Here is a 15,891-nt window from a genome sequence, read left to right on the forward strand (position 1 = left end):
CAACTATATGTACACATTCTGCGATTTGTAAACGTATATTTTCCGACTAAATTCAACATTTATTTCGCTTACTGCATAGTTATTAAAATGATGAATAAAATTCATATTTATACCGTGGAAGTTCATACTTTTATTCAATTTAAGCATAAAAAACCATTTTACTAATAATTCCAATTACTTTTTATAAAGTAATCTCATATATATTTATTAAAATGTATACTCTAATTTACACCCCGAAACCAAATTCAAGAATATTCCAACTGGTCACTATGTATATTTCTAATAATATACACTGAAAAGGAGGAGTCCGTACAAAATGGAATATAGATTATTAGGTAAAACGGGATTAATAGTTTCAGAGATAGGATTCGGCTCTTGGGCGATTGGTGGAGATGAATGGGGAGCAGTAAAAGATAATGAATCCATTGAGGCAATCAATAAAGCAATTGACCTAGGGGTTAATTTTATTGACACTGCTGATGTTTATGGACTAGGTCATAGTGAAACACTAGTTGCAAAAGCTATACATAAACGTAGGCAGGATATCATTCTTTCTACAAAAGGTGGATTAATTGGTCATCATTATGACCCCAATCAACCAGCCGTTTATGGGGATCCTCAAAAGGTCATTGATGCGCTTGATGCTAGTTTACTGCGGCTTAAAACGGATTATTTAGATGTGTACTTTTGTCATATTTGGTGGGATAAACCTGAAGAAACAGAAGCCTTTCTACAAGCTTTCCAAACCTTAAAAAAATCTGGCAAAGTGAGAGCAGTTGGCGTTTCTACTAATGATTTAGATTATATTAAACATTTTAATCAGAATGATGATTTAGATGTAGTACAATTCGATTATAGTATATTGAATAAAGAACCTGAAAAAGACATCCTTCCTTATATTGAACAACATAATTTAGGTGCTGTAATAAGAGGTCCACTTAAGATGGGAATTTTAACTGGGAAATTTAATTATGAAACTCAATTTCCAGACGATGATTTAAGAAAAGATTGGCCCAAAGAAAAGTGGTTTAAAGATAGCTTAGACAAAGTAGAAAAATTACGTTCACTTGTACGATCAAATCGAAGTCTAGCGCAAATCGCCTTACGGTATGTTTTAAGTCACCCAGCTGTTTCAGTTGCTATTCCTGGTGCCAAAAATTCTACACAGGTTGAAGAAAACTCTTCACACTTAATTCGTCCATTATTATTAGATAATGAAATTGAATTCATTAAAAAGCTTTAACTATACTATTATTGTTCCATAAAAATTAAACTAAATTAACTACCAATTCATCCCCTATTCCCTATGTCTATCTATTCTTCATCAAAGAATCTAATATAAAATTTATAATAAAAGTAAATAACCGTTTCATATGAAGATTACTTAGGGAAAATGAGTGTAATTTACTGAATTCTCCTTTCTTCTCATTATCTTTAAGGAATTGTTCAAGTCTATTTCTACTACTTTCCTATAAGATAGCATGCCACTAATAAATAACTTGTTATATCACTATAGAAAAATTCTATAGAATCATTAAAGGAATCTCCTTTCCCCTATCGAATTATTGTAGAGGAAAGGAGAGGAATACATGGAAATTCTAGGATTAGACCCTCGCGCATTAGCGACTTTAGGTGCACTTGAATACACCAATCGTCGCAATAAATTAATTGAAGACTCGGAGAATAATATATACGAGTGTAAAGAAATAAAAGAAATACTTCAATCACTACCTAAAGAGAAGCAGATTGAGGTTCTTGAGAATCAAGCTCACTTTGAAGCAGTGGCAAAGATGATTGAACAAAACAATTTAATTCTTTTAGAACAGATGAAAGCTCTACAGCTAATTCAGAAATAACAAACTTATGATTGATTAATTCTACATATGCTTCCATATATAATGTCTCTTTATCTATACTACCGGCCTCTGTTTTTACAGGGGCTTTTGTTATGTGTTGATTCATATTTTGTATTTGAATGGTTTCTTTCACATGTATGAATAAATCTTCTAATAAACCTGGTGTAGACTCTAATTCCTGCTTTTCAATTTCCTCTGTTACAGCACTTATAAACTCCCATAGTACTTTTGCACCTAATAGTTCTGCTAATCGTTTTTCACGCATTTCAAATGTTTTCATATTCATATTAAACACTTCCCTTATTTAATATTTTGTTAAAAATACCTAATAAATTTTATTGTTTTAGGAAAACAATAAAGAAATGAACTTCTTACCTATAAAATTACACAATTCGTGACATTACTCTTCAAAAAAAAGAGTCCAATCAAAATTTAGTACCTTAGCTATATTCTTTGCAACAGGAACACTTGGATTTCTTTCACCACTTTCAATCATTGCATACATACTTCTTGATATTCTAGCTTTACATGCAATATACTTCTGTGTTTTCTCTCTATGTTTACGTTTTTCCAATAACCACAACCTCATTATTCCTCTCCTTATATTGTCACAAAATGTGTATCTATCAATAACATTACACGAAAATAAATATGAATTCAATACTTTTTACACATTTCGTGTACTTTATTAAATGTTACATATTGTGACGTTATAATTGATATAGAAAACACATAAAAGGAGGTAGCATATGTTTGGCAGTAGACTGCACAATCTTCGTAAAGAACGCAAACTGCGTCAAGAAGACATGGCAAAGCAACTAGGGATTGCTCGAACTACATATGCAATGTATGAACAAGGAAATCGAGAACCTGATTATAATACATTGATAAAATTAGCCACTTTCTTTGAAGTATCAATTGATTACCTCCTCGGTACAACTGAAATAAGACGAGTTACAGACATACAAGATCCTGAGCTTTATCAATGGTTTAAAGATATAAAAAATGCAACTCCTCAAAAACGTGAGGAATTAAAAAAATTTTGGGAGTTTATAATACAAAGAAAAGACTAGATTATCTAAAAGACTCCCACCTTGGCAGGGTGGAGGTCGTGAGTTCGAGCCTCTCCGGGGTCATTACTTTTGTATCAACTGTTGATAATTTCATATTTTGACCAAAACTAACGGTGAGTACCGCTCAAGTTTTGATTGAAACTCCTCCTTTAACTCTAAATGAGACTAAAGGAGGTTTTTTTATGTCTTTAACATACTTCACTGAAAAAAATTGTAAAAAAACGACAACCCCACAAACGAAAAACTAGCAAAATTTCAAAAGAAGATTCTGTTGAACGTGTATTCGAAAGATTTGTTGATAGCAAAGTAAAACAGAATTTACGCCCCAAATCATTGAATCAATTCCTTCTTATGTTTAATAGTATTAAAGCATTTCATGAAGCACAAAATGCTCAAACATTTTATATGACCGACATTACAACAAACTTCATTTCCGAATGGGCCTACTGGTAAAAAAATGAGTTAGAGGTACTTTAGCGCTTTTGTGTTATTTCAATTAAATCTCTTTCGAATTTGAATGTGTTTTCAAATATAAATACTTTGTATCGTGGTAACCTCTTGTTTGTTTCGGTCTCGTATACATGACCTCTTTTTGCTAATTCTTCCGCTACCCACTTAGTGAAAATAATTTTATCTCTATTCATGTTAATCGCCCCTTTTGATTTTAATGTTAATAGAAGTTACGATCCGTAACCTTCTAGTGTATATATACATAACTTGCATGTGACGAAAATGTTTTTCGAATGCACCACTATTGTATTTAAAAGTTTGCCGATGTAAAGCAAGCTCGGTCATTTTGTTGGGATTTTTTTCCTTTTCATTTATATAAGGTATTTTGCATACAGGATTATTTCTTCTTGTCAGTAGTTTGTTAGAGTCATATAATGAAATTAAATATTACCAATATATGGGAGTTGGTGGCGCGAATGAAAAGACAAAATGTTCATAGTGCAATTGGAGCACTGACGACACTGTTTTACGTGCATCAAGATACATACCTTAGTATGACAACTATGGAGCATTATGTAGAAATGGGACTATTGAATGACACGAATTTACTAGCGGAAATATTTGAACAAATACAAAGTTGCGACCTAATTAATGTAATAAGGTTATTTGATGATTTGGCAGCGGAACGAATCGAAAATATCTTGAGAGTTGCTTAATCCAAGGTGCAAAGTTTGCACTATGAAAATACCAATGAGAAGGGGAAATACAAATGAAGACAAAAGAACCTATAAAGGTTGTGTATAAATATAATTTATTTCAATACTTGGTGAAAAACGATTGTAAATTTCTATACTCGACACAAAACAGGAAGCATCCCAAATACCAATGTTATATGTTTTTGCATGATGAAAAGTTGGATCGGGCTTTAGACAAGTATCCGAATGAAAGATATACCAATGGCGAAAAAACCAGTAGATATTGAACGTGTAAAAACGATATTGTTATTCGTGTCAGTGATAATAATGATGGCTTGGTTCATTCATACAGTGTGGGACGATTTGTTTCATAATGATGATGAAACGATAAGGTAGGAACAAGAACGTGAAGCTTGACGGCAACAACGAGAAGAATTTATTAAAAATATGAAGTGAAAGGCTATATATACTGTATATACCCTTTTGTTATTTCAAATGTATATACATTATTATATGGAGGTTCGGAACAATATTCCGAACCTTCAAGGATAGTCACATTGTGACCACCGTTAAAGGGGGCTCACATTATGAGCCTCCTTTTATTATTTCAAGGGTACATATATTACATGTATCCTTCAAGGGGCTAAACATTCTTTACACCCTTTTACTGTAAAGGAAATTTACAGTTGAAAAGGGTACTCATATTGTGAGTACCCTTTATTGTTTCAAAGGAGGCCTCAAATTGAGACAACCTTTAAGGAGGTCGTGTTTCACGACTCCCTTTTAACTGTGAAAAAAATTCACAGCTGAATTTCAAATGTGACAAAATGCCCAAGTTCAATTGTATTTTTTTACAACCAGATTACCAAATGTACATTATATTCACATTTCAACCTAGGTTTCAGACGCCCAGGTTGGTATCAACATTAATGATACAAGGTAGTAATGCAGTTACTACCTCAAGGCGGTAAACACTTTACCTCCTGTATATTTATTCAACTAGATAACCTACCCAACCTAGTAACCAAATTACTAGGTTGGGTACGTCGTGCTCACGACAACCAAAACTAGCAAAGTAGCTTTATATAAATGAAAATGAAAGAAAAATAAAAAAATAAAAAAAATTCCCACCAGGAATATTGCTTTTTTTCACTATAATAAGGTAGATTGATAATGTAATAAAAAAAACATGGAGGTGCCTAACAATGGTTGGATTTATCGTAAAATGTAATCACTGTAGTAGCACAATTAGTAGTATTGATGATGTAAAGGACCATCAAAATTGGGACCAGTTAAATACGGACTTGTCTAAAGTAACAGATGGGTTTTTTGGTGAAGAAGTCGAAGTTAAAGATTTTGAGGACATGGAAGGTTTATCAAGAATTCACCTTCTTTGTCGCAATTGTCAAGACGAGAACTTTATTAGTACAATCAAAGTTACATGGAATAACTTGAAATCAAAAATGACAGCAAAATAAGTACATATTTTCTCAATCAAAAAGTAAAAGAACAGTGCACAAAAATGTGCACTGTTCTTTTTATTATGAATTATAACTAAATCTAAACCTGCTTTTTATCGTTCGAAAACTATTATACACTTTGAAGTTAATACACTTTTCCATTATGACGAATTTCCACATTATCTCGTACTTCTAATAATTCTGGTTGTTCTTCTTTCATTTTTTCAATTAAATCAAATTTCTCTGCCAGACAAAAGATTTGTCTATTCGACTGAGAAACTTGTAAAAAATTATAAAAATCAACACTTTCTATTGTGGGCAATGTTACAAACTGATTTTCTACAGCTATGAGATCTGAGTGGAAACTTCTTTCTACCATTACCAAAATTAAATTAGATGATAAAGGCAGCACAATCTCTATACCTTCTGAAGCAATTCCACCATAACTCATAAGCTTATCTTCTTTATGAGCATGTCTTACTACTGGATTATCCGATGTATAAAACGGTTGTTCTGTATTATTTATACATACAAACCAACAGTGCTTGTGTAGATGCTTAGCTATTGGTTCAACCTTTTCTTTATCAAATAGCATTGAAACTTGCATAATCCTTTTGTTTATTTCTGGTGCTTTAACTTGAACCTTACCATCTTCATAATCAGAAAAGTTCTTTTTCATAATATCATCTGCTAACAACTGAGCGAGTTTATTTTCTAGTGCCCCCATATTTTCTCGATATTGCTTTGTCCTTAACATCTGAACAGCAATTAAATAAGATAAATGACCTTTTTCTTCTCCTGTTATTGCTGTTTTCCCTTCTGGCTTAACAGTCATAACATATCTTGTACGAATTTGATTTAAATATCTTTTATAAGGCCCTTCAATCTTTTCTGCAAAATGTTTTTCTATCAACTGCTCTTCATTCATCTTTTCAACTTCTGGAATACTAACACCTTCTGGCAAAGGCAGGTCAAAATATTTTCCTTCGGCAGCAACTTTATCCACTTTGCTTATATAATACGTTTTCTTTACTTTGTCATAAACAAAAAGCTGCTCTTTCTTATTTGCAAATGCTCTTAAATATGATTGTGGAACATAATGTTCATTTTTGACTCTTCCCATCCAAAAACCTCCAATGATTTTTTCAGCCAATAAGATGATTTCGTAATTTTATTATACCAATTTAAAATTCCACCGTAATGCAATTAGCTTCATTAATGTGAAATTTATAAAAAAGACATTGAATATATTATTCAATGTCTTCTAAGTAATTAAATTCATTTAATAAAAGGGTCTGGTAATTCACTAGAGTTACGATTTAAATAATCAATATTTAAAGGTATATCCACCATGTGCTTTTGAAGTATAAAATATGTTACGATCCTTTTAATTAATTCCGTATAAAAAGATAAAGATGATTTATCTATTTTTTCAAAAGGCGAACCATGTGTAAGATGGTTTCTGATGTTTACGATATTTGAAACCAGTTTTTCTACATCTACTTTTTCTGCTAACATTTCAAGTTGTTCTTTAAAAGATGAATTTTGAATTAATTGAAGTAATAGCACTTTAAAACCTTTCCTGTTACTAAATTTAAAGGCCTCTATTAAGTTTTCTTTATAATCTCCATCTAAATCCATACCTTCAATTAATTCTCTATAAATTTTACTTTTTGCACGTCTTTCTGCATTTCCATATATATCTGTATTGACATTTTCTCTAGAAATCATTTCTAGACATCGTGCATAAGTTAGATATCGTTCTTCTAATAATGGCTTAGTTCTTAATACACCAATATAATTAAACCAAACATCAAAGTTTTTTAAAGTTAGTGGCACAACAAAAATATTATAAAAATCAGTATCACTTAGCTCTTTGTCTATTCGATAATTCATTTTATTCATTTTCACTTCATTTATCCGATTTTGATTACGCTGATAAATTTTATATAAATATTGCCCTTCATGATTTACATTATAATGAGTGTATGAAACAAATTCATCTATCAAAAAAGAAAGAATGGCAGACATTTTAAAATATATTTCATTAACCAATTCTAAGTTCATTAAGGATTCACTTTTTAATTGAACCCTTAAAAAGGTTTCCGAAATCACAGTATTTAAACCACGTTGTTTAGTTTCTCCTTCAGATATAATTAAATCAAGTTTTTGTCCTTTATAATCAAAATTTGACTTATAACTAAAACCACTTCCCACAAACCAGAAATCTACTTTTGGAAATATAGCAGTAATATTATTAAATTGAAGTTCTTCATATCTTTTAATATCATTTTCCACATAAATATCTATACCATAACGTACAAGGTTATCATTTTTCACTCTAATTATTTTACAATTAAAACAACTAATTACTTTGCCATTATGTAATGTACAATTAAATGTTTTAGGCGAATAAAATTGCAATAGTTCTATTTGATTTTCCACTGTATCAACTAAAAATTCTAGGTATTTCTCGTCTTCATCAAAGTTCAGGTAACCAATGAAACTTTCATCTTTATATGATATTTCTACAACCTGACGAACTGCTTTCAATAAGCTTACCCCCTAAATTATCCTGTTTTTATTCAATTATATCATTTTAAATATTGTTGTTAAAATTCCTTGTAGGGTATCAATCAAATATGTATAATTGTGTTAATAGAGTTATCGGAAAAGTTGATTTATCAACAATTATACATATAATGATGCCCCATATTCACTTCCAAACCTTGACAGGGTGGGGGTCGTGAGTTCGAGCCTCTCCTGGGTCATATAATATGATAAAATGGCGTTATATCCAGGGGTAGGGCGCTATTTTTATGCGATGATTTACTCGTTGATTTAGCCGACAGGTTTACGGTACACCGCCAAACTGTATGTCGGTATGGAAACCTCCTATTTCGTTATAAAACGGAATAGGGGGGGATTTGTCTTCTAATCGTTTAAAACAAACGCGTGCTACTCGTTGTACCTTAGACGATTTACACGTTCTATTTACAACATTTACTCACGTAAAAGAAGCCTAAGGACGACGCCTGGTACCTTACGTCAATACCGTAAAAACTTTCATTATTTTATAGGGTATTTAAACGAAAAAGATATAGCGCATAATTTATCCGCTTTTGATACAGACATAATCCGAAACTATGTCCTATACATGCGAAATGAAAAAGTTAAATTCGAGGGCCATCGTTTTAAGAAAGAGAAACATATGACAATTGGTTTATCGGAATCTACCGTTAATACTAGACTGAAAACTTTACGAGCATTTAGCCGGTATTTATATGAGAAACGAATACTAGACGAAAATCCTTTGCCTTACCTGCTTTAATTAACTCTCGCGCCTGTTCTTCAGTCACTGTGTCAATCGTAGCCGCTTGCGAATAATTCCCATCAATAGTTTGACCTTCTAATAAGTAAACATCCTTATACCCTTTGTAGTTATTCATTCTCATTTTCCTCCTCGTTTCTTGTTTGTTCGTTTGGATTTATAATTAAAAAGACCCGTCGCTGTAATAAACGATGGTCTCTCTTTCTCCCGATAATTGATTTCCTATATATACATTACACGACTATTTATAAACTTCTACTTTCTCTACATTGCCTAACCCCGTTTCAATTGGATATCTACTAAGCGTAAATCAGCTTCGTTACACACTCCGATAATATCCTGCATTACGTCATGCATCGTACTGATGATTTCGAAATTAAACCGAGAAAACGTATCATTATGGATAACTTCGCCAGTACTTTTGTTAATTACGCGTCAATTTGCCGTTAATCCAGCTACAGGATGGCTTCTTTCGTTTGTTTCATTCGACCACTCCTATTATGCTTGATTTGCGAAATATTGCATCGTTGGATAAAATTTGAATTTGATTTCGTATTTTGCCCAATCTATGGAAGTACTTGATGCGAATCTCCGCGCCAATCATTCCGTCAATTTCTCTTCAATAAAGTCTATTTTGCATTAGTTGTTTTAAGTCGCTTCGTATCACTACACGGTTAACACCTTCCGACACTTCCTTGATTAACCGTTTTAGTGCATCCTTGATACATCCGCTTACCGAATCTACTTGCATATCGTCTATATAAAGGCTGGCGATCTTATACGGGGTATATAATTACAATTTTCTTCTTCATCAATGTGAAAGAAGTCCATTGCTACCCCTACAATGTTTGCTACGTTTTGAATACGTAAAGCTGTAAAATCGATTATTATCGCATCTGATTTCATGCAAAAACCACCTTTTCTATCGCTTTTAATTCTTCCAATTTAGCGTCCGTTAGGTTAAACGTACGGATTTTAATTGATTAGAAACAGGACGGTAATCCGTTTCAGCATTAGCTATCGTTGTTAAACCTACGCCTAATGTTTTCGTGAAGGCTTCTTGGGTCAACCTCTCATCAAAACGAATTAAACGAACCAACTTGCCGTCGATTTCCAATTAAATCAGCCCCTTTTTATAAATATTTATTTTCTTATCCCAAAACTTCACATTGAGAGTAAAAAGAAAAAGACGCTTCATTAAGAAGCGTCCCATGAACGTTGGCTAAAAAAATGCGATAGAAACTAGAATAATTAATTTATATAATAACAACCCTGATTAATCAAAGTTGATACTACCTCAAAATTTGATTGGAATTTCTCATATAATGGGATACAAAATGCACCAAAAATTAGTATTTTCCCTCTACTACGTATAGATAACCAACGAGAGAAAAAGCAATAGTACTTGATAAAAATACACTTCCATATGGTATAGGCGACTAAAAGAGCAAAATACAGTAGTATTCGATAAAAATGTCTTCCTGTAAGATATAGGGAACTAAAGGGATTAAGAATAGTAATCTTTATAAAAACATTTTACTATTTGCCAAGGTAGTTGAAATTAACTATACTACCCAGGATATATAAATAAAACAGCAAAGTGTTAATAAATAGGTAAATACGAAGAGTGGACGGAGCTTACCCATCTCGTTCGTTTCCCTATTACTTATAGGTAACTAACAGAGGAAAAATTATATCCACTTTAAAAAATTTTTTTATAAAGATTAGTTATTTACAACTGTAGTGGACGGATCTAAAAAAATTTTATCCATAAAAAGGGTATCTATTCGATCAGTGACAATCTCTAATTCTTTATTCAGCTCTATCATCTCAAGGCTATCCGTCACATACACCCTACCATTTAGCATTTCTTCTTTTATTTCTAAGGCTTTACAAATGATTATATGATCTTCTCTTGATAAATAACCTTTATATGTCATTCTATCCACAGTAAACATTCTATTTTCTATACTGTCAAACTTATAAGTCGACTCATCAAAAAGTTCTACATAATCACTCAACGCTTTCATTAATAATTCGTAATTAGTTATAAAACTACCGAAAACACCGAAATCACTTGTACTCTCTGCAATTTCTTCTCTTTGTGATTCAGTTAACGTTATCTTATCTAGACTTTCTATTGCTTTGTATAAAGTTCCTCTGATATCCTCCGAAAAAGTTACAATTTCCTCATAATCTTTACGAATCAATCCTCTATTATGCGCCACTTTATTTCTTAAATCATAAAGTTTTTCCCATCTTTTACTTAAATATTCTCCATCACAATCTACTAAGTCAGAAAAATATTTTTCCCAATTTGAACGCGGAACAAACTGCATTAGCTCGTCTAATTTTAAATCACTTTCATTATTTGCTTTTTTAATATTCTCAAAAAGCTTATCTACAGGTTTTGAAGAATATTTTTTAAATAGAAACTTTTCAAGTTGTATAAAATCAGTTTTATAAAGAAAATCTGGGGTTTCATCTTTAGAACCTTTGACCGAATCTTTAACTTCAGCAGGAATATTTTCTTTCGCCCATCCCATTCCTACATTTGTTAACATGAACTTAGTGATTAATTTTCTCATCAAGTTCTCTACTTCAAAAATTAAAGGGTATGCTTCTTTAGAATAATAGAAGCTGATATCATCCCACAGGATTTGAGGTGCATTTCCAGTCTTAAAGATAATTTCTCTAATGTTACTTAATAGATTTTCAAAATCCTTAAGCCTGTTTATATCCCCAAATTGAAATTTAGTATAGAAAAAACGCTGATTTTCTTTTTCTAAATGATCTGTATGTATTTCGTATTTTACCTCTATGTCCTTATAAGCTATCTTACCAGCATTTATACTTATATTTTTATTTGATTCAAGAAGACTATTAAATCCTTTTATATCAGCACAAAAATCACTGTTTGCTTTAACAGTAATTAAGTATTCTACTTTTAACTCTTCCTTAGCCATTCTAAATTTCTCCTTTTGCTTTTCATATATAAAATAAATTATATAGTAACATTTTCCTAGATGCCAATATCTTATTACAAATAGTTTCCAGAAACGATATTCTTTCTCTCCTACCATTTTCTACAATCCTAATAATTTTTATAGTACGTTAATTTGAAAACTGTTTCGTGCGTTTAATTCGCGTGATTTAACATCCGCCATTTAATCGACTCCTTTTAGTTATAAATACGACAGAAGGACGGTAGTTTTTTCTTACTCGTCTTATTTGTTTCCTTAATGCATTCCTCTATAATGTATAGGTAACTAACAGAGTAAAAATTAGTAGTAAGTGTAATTAGTTTTTCTTAAATTAGAAAGCATTGTTTAATATCAGTGACTCAAACTAAAAAGAAATTATTGTGATGGGGGGTAAATCTTATACGAAATCCTTTTCATATCCGTACAAGAAGATTATGTAAATATCTTGGGACATATGATATTAGTCCCGTAGATCCTTCTTTAGCAAGTTTTAAGGGTTTATTAGGCTAGTCTGTTACAGATCCAAACGATATGATTAAAATAAAAAGTGTTTCCGAAGCCTGTGCAAACTCTTATGTAAATGAAAAAGGAGACAATGGTAATTACGAGGATTGTTGTTCTGTGGTGGGAGAATCTATTAAAGCATGTGATAATTACTACGTTGCATCTAGCGCATTAACAGGTGCAGCAGCGGGTCCTGTTGGTGTGGTTGTAGGAGTGACTGCTGGAGTAGGTATCAGCCGAGTAATGGCAGGTGTCGCAGCTAAACTATCCACTCCATTATCTCGAATGGTTTGTAGCAAAATATACCCCGAAAATTAAATTTTATAAATAAAGACGAGTGAGACCACTGATTAAGGCGGTCTCTACTCGTCTTCATTCGCAGAATTATACGGTTGGTATTTCTCCCGTAATGCCACTAACTCCTTACGTTTCTCCTCGACATCTGCACGTAAAAACAAACTAACCTTATCCAACTTTTTCACAGGCGTTATCTTCCCCTGTTTAATTAACTGACTCATACGCGCACGTGTAAAGGGATTTAAGAAAATAAATTGGGTTAAAGACCGTAATAATACGGTCTAATACAATGGTTTATTTATTCGTTTTTATTAGTTCAGAGAATAAAGCTTGTATTTGTTCAATCATATATGTAATAAATTCTCGCGCAAGAATCATTTCACCATGTGAACTAACTGTTATTGCATTGTATGAATCTAATACGTTCTGGATATTTTCAGGGTCTTTGTCATCCTTTACTTTTCCGTTACAATGCACAATATTGTTACGAATTGTATTTAAATCCATAACAAATATCCACTCTTTACTATCAAAAGGAAACTCAATGCCCATTTCCTGCTCCATATAATTACCTAATTTATCCAAAAAATTATCACCTTTATACTTCAGCACCTTATTTTTAGCCAAACGATTTAGCTCCGATTCTTTTTTATCTCCTAGTGAATTAACAATATGAGGTTTAACGATTCCTAATAATGCTTCTTCTATTATAGAATAAATCAATACTACTACTGAATATCTCAAAAAACTTGGGAATATCTTTTCAACTTCTTCAAACTCCTCTATTTTATATTCCCAATACATTTCCTTCTCTTCTTCAGTTAAACTTTTTTCTGCTTCATCCACATCTCTTGATAATTCTTCTAACTTAAAAGTATTTGTATTTTCCATTTCAGTAGCATATCTACCTACGTTCCATAGCTTAATCTTAGCCAATTCCAATACGACCATCTTTCTAAACGCGTAAAACTTTTCCACTGTAAATCCCTCCATTTATAGATATACTTTTAATAAAAACACCCTCGAAAGGGCGCTTACAATACTACTTAGAGACTAAAGTTTACTGATACTTTGCTTTATTCTGAGATAGTTCAAATTTTATTTCTTCGTAAATCTTTCCTAAAAGAAGTAGAACTGATATTGTCTTTTAAACTTTAACTACCTTTCTTAAATCCTCAGTAGTAAAAGAATCTCTTAATGCTTCATTTTTTTCAAGCTCATACATTCTTCTTAGTTCAACAGCAGTCATATCAAATAACGTATCTTAAACTAAATTAGTAAATGCAGCATACTGAATCCCATTTTTCATTGCACCGACATAAAACTCCTGTATTGCATCGGTAAGTTGTCTTCTATCTCGCTTACTTATCTCTCGTTCGATTGCCCACTTTTTTTGTTCTTCATCCTTACTTCTTCAATATTAAGCAGCTAGTTTCGTACCGCTTTTGCAACTTCTGATTTTGTAAGGAGCATACCAATTCGCAACAAGCCTCTTCTATACGACGGAGCTGTTTGAAGGTTAGATTCAAGTTAAACCGGACCCTTGAAATCTCTTAACAACTTGCCTTTCAGTACTCTTAGCTCGCCATACTCGTTAAATTCATCTCGGTTACGCTTGATTACAGACTTAATTGTTTCAAAAGGAACTTCATAATAATCAGCAGCTGTTTGGATGGTTATTTCAAAATTGTCTGTTAAAAACGCCACTTCTTTTACTTTTTCTAATACTTCTTCACGGTAAACATATTGATCTCGCATTGTACGGCTTTCGATAAGTACAAGCATATTATCTTCAGTGAATTCAGCTTCTAATTGTTTGTTATTAGCCATGTACAATCTCTCCCTTCTAACAAAATTATCTAATATATAGAAATTTTTTCCTAGCTTAAGGTTTCGACAAAAATCTACTTCAAACCATATTATCTTCCTACTTCATCGGCTAACACGTACCTTTTAACCACCTTTACCCCCGTAAACTCCCGATATACTTTCCGTCTCTCTTCGTTCCTAGACTTCGCTTCCTTATCGATTTGCCACGTTTCTTTTCTCGTTCGCTTCCTACGTACAGGAAGCTTGTAGTTGCGACGGTCGACGCCGTATTCCTCAGCTACTTCCATCGATACCTCTCCGCTGTGTTACCTAATAATTTTATATTTTTTCCTTTTTACCCGCACGATTTCACTACTTTCTGTAACCTATAAATACTTAAGGAATATAAGAACGGAAATAATACCTAACCACCGTCCCTAATCCGTAATAAACCGCAGTAATACATAGTTAATAACGTATAAGATGGTGCGCGATTCGTTGAATTGCAAGACTGACCGCCTTTTTACTTGTATAACCGCAATCTCCCGCTATTTCAGATAGCAATGCGTCTGGGCTACGGTATAAATACTATATTAATCGGCGACCTTCCTCACTAAGCCCTTGCGCGTCTAACATTTGATTTACTAGCGCATGATTCTCGAATGTTTCTTCATAACCAGTTACAAGATATTTGCGACGATTTGGTTTCTTCATCTTCCTCCTCGTCGTCCTTATTACCACTTCTAAAAGTACTGACGGTATAATTTCTGTTTGAAATTGCCTGTAATTCTACATAATCTAGAACGTCCTCTTTTTTCGGATAAGTAAGTCACTCTCCCTTTCGTTTATTTGCTAGGAATCCCCGTTTAAATTGTAAAAGCCGTATATCACAACGATAAACAAGTATAGCCAAATAGCTCATTATTTCCTCGAAGCACTTTGGACTTTCTGCACCGAATTTCCATAGTTCTTCGGTTAACAGACTATACATGTCGCCAACTTCGTATCGTGCCTGTATATCAAAATTTTCGCATATGAATTTCTTTGACTTCTGCCGCAACCTTGCTCCTATTTGACTTGATTGATGTGATTACGAATACATCGCTTCATCAATCGTTTGCTCTCCCTCTGTATACTTTACGATCGCTTCCTTTAGTTGACCTTCCATCTTTTCGCGTCTTGTTTCTTTTTGGATTTCTTCCCTTAGTTGTTTCGCTGCGTTTCTATCCAAATTAGCCGCTCCTTTCAAAAATATCCCCCCTTTTCCGTAAATTTTTTTGTTACGTTTACCCCTTACACCTTGTATGACGCGAGTGAGCCTCTCGCCACACACAAAAGTGAGATAAAATTTTAATTACACAAATTAAGTCATGTGAGATGTCCTTTTCGAACATAATTTACTTAAATAAACGCAAAAAAAGAACACCGTTGC

Annotated in this window: 20 protein-coding genes and 1 pseudogene; 7 read left to right on the top strand and 14 right to left on the bottom strand. The window is 32.7% G+C overall.

Annotated elements, in window-relative coordinates:
• Positions 1 to 316: 316 nt before the first annotated feature.
• Positions 317 to 1,243 (top strand): aldo/keto reductase, encoded by a 927-nt coding sequence (locus tag FS802_RS16660; RefSeq protein ID WP_144525197.1) that lies wholly within the window; start codon positions 317 to 319, stop codon positions 1,241 to 1,243.
• A 488-nt stretch (positions 1,244 to 1,731) separates the two neighbouring features.
• On the opposite strand, the gene FS802_RS16670 is transcribed toward FS802_RS16660, so the two are convergent.
• Positions 1,732 to 2,142 (bottom strand): hypothetical protein, encoded by a 411-nt coding sequence (locus FS802_RS16670; RefSeq protein WP_144525199.1) that lies wholly within the window; start codon positions 2,140 to 2,142, stop codon positions 1,732 to 1,734.
• A gap of 114 nt (positions 2,143 to 2,256) precedes the next feature.
• On the bottom strand, positions 2,257 to 2,445 hold the full coding sequence (locus tag FS802_RS16675) for a helix-turn-helix transcriptional regulator (RefSeq protein ID WP_144525201.1): 189 nt from the start codon (positions 2,443 to 2,445) through the stop codon (positions 2,257 to 2,259).
• 160 nt (positions 2,446 to 2,605) lie between these two features.
• On the opposite strand from FS802_RS16675, the gene FS802_RS16680 reads away from it, so the two are divergent.
• Positions 2,606 to 2,929: a helix-turn-helix domain-containing protein gene (locus tag FS802_RS16680; RefSeq protein ID WP_144525203.1), complete on the top strand. Its 324-nt coding sequence runs from the start codon at positions 2,606 to 2,608 to the stop codon at positions 2,927 to 2,929.
• A 473-nt stretch (positions 2,930 to 3,402) separates the two neighbouring features.
• Here the strand turns inward: FS802_RS16680 and FS802_RS31115 are convergent, their stop codons facing one another.
• Entirely contained in the window at positions 3,403 to 3,573 is a 171-nt protein-coding gene (locus FS802_RS31115; protein WP_179865877.1) for a hypothetical protein, read from the bottom strand.
• A 282-nt stretch (positions 3,574 to 3,855) separates the two neighbouring features.
• Between FS802_RS31115 and FS802_RS16685 the strand changes: the two genes are divergently transcribed.
• The 3 genes from FS802_RS16685 to FS802_RS16695 all read left to right on the top strand — a co-directional run bounded on the left by FS802_RS16685 (position 3,856) and on the right by FS802_RS16695 (position 5,552).
• Positions 3,856 to 4,095 carry a hypothetical protein gene (locus FS802_RS16685; RefSeq protein WP_144525205.1) on the top strand — a complete coding sequence of 80 codons (240 nt, stop codon included), beginning with the start codon at positions 3,856 to 3,858 and terminating at the stop codon, positions 4,093 to 4,095.
• A gap of 225 nt (positions 4,096 to 4,320) precedes the next feature.
• On the top strand, positions 4,321 to 4,470 hold the full coding sequence (locus FS802_RS31345) for a hypothetical protein (RefSeq protein WP_222129165.1): 150 nt from the start codon (positions 4,321 to 4,323) through the stop codon (positions 4,468 to 4,470).
• Positions 4,471 to 5,279: 809 nt separating this feature from the next.
• A complete protein-coding gene (locus FS802_RS16695) occupies positions 5,280 to 5,552 on the top strand; it encodes a hypothetical protein (protein ID WP_144525207.1) in 273 nt (90 codons plus the stop codon).
• A gap of 127 nt (positions 5,553 to 5,679) precedes the next feature.
• Here FS802_RS16695 and FS802_RS16700 read toward each other — a convergent pair whose 3' ends face one another.
• On the bottom strand, positions 5,680 to 6,687 hold the full coding sequence (locus FS802_RS16700; protein WP_186367217.1) for a DUF4238 domain-containing protein: 1,008 nt from the start codon (positions 6,685 to 6,687) through the stop codon (positions 5,680 to 5,682).
• A gap of 125 nt (positions 6,688 to 6,812) precedes the next feature.
• Positions 6,813 to 8,087 (bottom strand): HEPN domain-containing protein, encoded by a 1,275-nt coding sequence (locus FS802_RS16705; protein WP_144525211.1) that lies wholly within the window; start codon positions 8,085 to 8,087, stop codon positions 6,813 to 6,815.
• Between the two features lie 412 nt (positions 8,088 to 8,499).
• Between FS802_RS16705 and FS802_RS16710 the strand changes: the two genes are divergently transcribed.
• Positions 8,500 to 8,865, top strand: a complete 366-nt coding sequence (locus tag FS802_RS16710; protein ID WP_260989068.1) for a phage integrase SAM-like domain-containing protein — start codon at positions 8,500 to 8,502, stop codon at positions 8,863 to 8,865.
• Here FS802_RS16710 and FS802_RS16715 read toward each other — a convergent pair.
• From FS802_RS16715 to FS802_RS16725, 4 genes are all read right to left on the bottom strand, one after another.
• A complete protein-coding gene (locus FS802_RS16715) occupies positions 8,804 to 8,989 on the bottom strand; it encodes a hypothetical protein (protein ID WP_186367226.1) in 186 nt (61 codons plus the stop codon). The genes FS802_RS16710 and FS802_RS16715 overlap by 62 nt on opposite strands.
• A gap of 632 nt (positions 8,990 to 9,621) precedes the next feature.
• Entirely contained in the window at positions 9,622 to 9,771 is a 150-nt protein-coding gene (locus FS802_RS31565; protein ID WP_260989069.1) for a hypothetical protein, read from the bottom strand.
• Between the two features lie 49 nt (positions 9,772 to 9,820).
• Positions 9,821 to 9,982 carry a hypothetical protein gene (locus tag FS802_RS31120; protein WP_186367218.1) on the bottom strand — a complete coding sequence of 54 codons (162 nt, stop codon included), beginning with the start codon at positions 9,980 to 9,982 and terminating at the stop codon, positions 9,821 to 9,823.
• Positions 9,983 to 10,589: 607 nt separating this feature from the next.
• On the bottom strand, positions 10,590 to 11,831 hold the full coding sequence (locus FS802_RS16725; RefSeq protein WP_142314312.1) for a HEPN domain-containing protein: 1,242 nt from the start codon (positions 11,829 to 11,831) through the stop codon (positions 10,590 to 10,592).
• A 639-nt stretch (positions 11,832 to 12,470) separates the two neighbouring features.
• Between FS802_RS16725 and FS802_RS16730 the strand changes: the two genes are divergently transcribed.
• Positions 12,471 to 12,671, top strand: a complete 201-nt coding sequence (locus FS802_RS16730; RefSeq protein ID WP_144525215.1) for a hypothetical protein — start codon at positions 12,471 to 12,473, stop codon at positions 12,669 to 12,671.
• Between the two features lie 44 nt (positions 12,672 to 12,715).
• Here the strand turns inward: FS802_RS16730 and FS802_RS16735 are convergent.
• The 5 genes and pseudogenes from FS802_RS16735 to FS802_RS31125 form a co-directional block, all read right to left on the bottom strand.
• Positions 12,716 to 12,883 (bottom strand): annotated as a pseudogene (locus FS802_RS16735) (DNA-binding protein); the annotation flags it as partial.
• A gap of 61 nt (positions 12,884 to 12,944) precedes the next feature.
• Positions 12,945 to 13,628, bottom strand: a complete 684-nt coding sequence (locus tag FS802_RS16740) for a hypothetical protein (RefSeq protein ID WP_260989070.1) — start codon at positions 13,626 to 13,628, stop codon at positions 12,945 to 12,947.
• Positions 13,629 to 14,180: 552 nt separating this feature from the next.
• Entirely contained in the window at positions 14,181 to 14,486 is a 306-nt protein-coding gene (locus FS802_RS31570; protein ID WP_257143470.1) for a hypothetical protein, read from the bottom strand.
• Positions 14,487 to 15,047: 561 nt separating this feature from the next.
• On the bottom strand, positions 15,048 to 15,173 hold the full coding sequence (locus FS802_RS31575) for a hypothetical protein (protein ID WP_260989071.1): 126 nt from the start codon (positions 15,171 to 15,173) through the stop codon (positions 15,048 to 15,050).
• Positions 15,174 to 15,549: 376 nt separating this feature from the next.
• On the bottom strand, positions 15,550 to 15,708 hold the full coding sequence (locus FS802_RS31125) for a hypothetical protein (RefSeq protein WP_179865879.1): 159 nt from the start codon (positions 15,706 to 15,708) through the stop codon (positions 15,550 to 15,552).
• Between the last annotated feature and the right edge of the window lie 183 nt (positions 15,709 to 15,891).

The sequence above is a fragment of the Bacillus sp. DE0042 genome, assembly GCF_007680225.1.
GTDB lineage: Bacteria > Bacillota > Bacilli > Bacillales > Bacillaceae_G > Bacillus_A > Bacillus_A wiedmannii.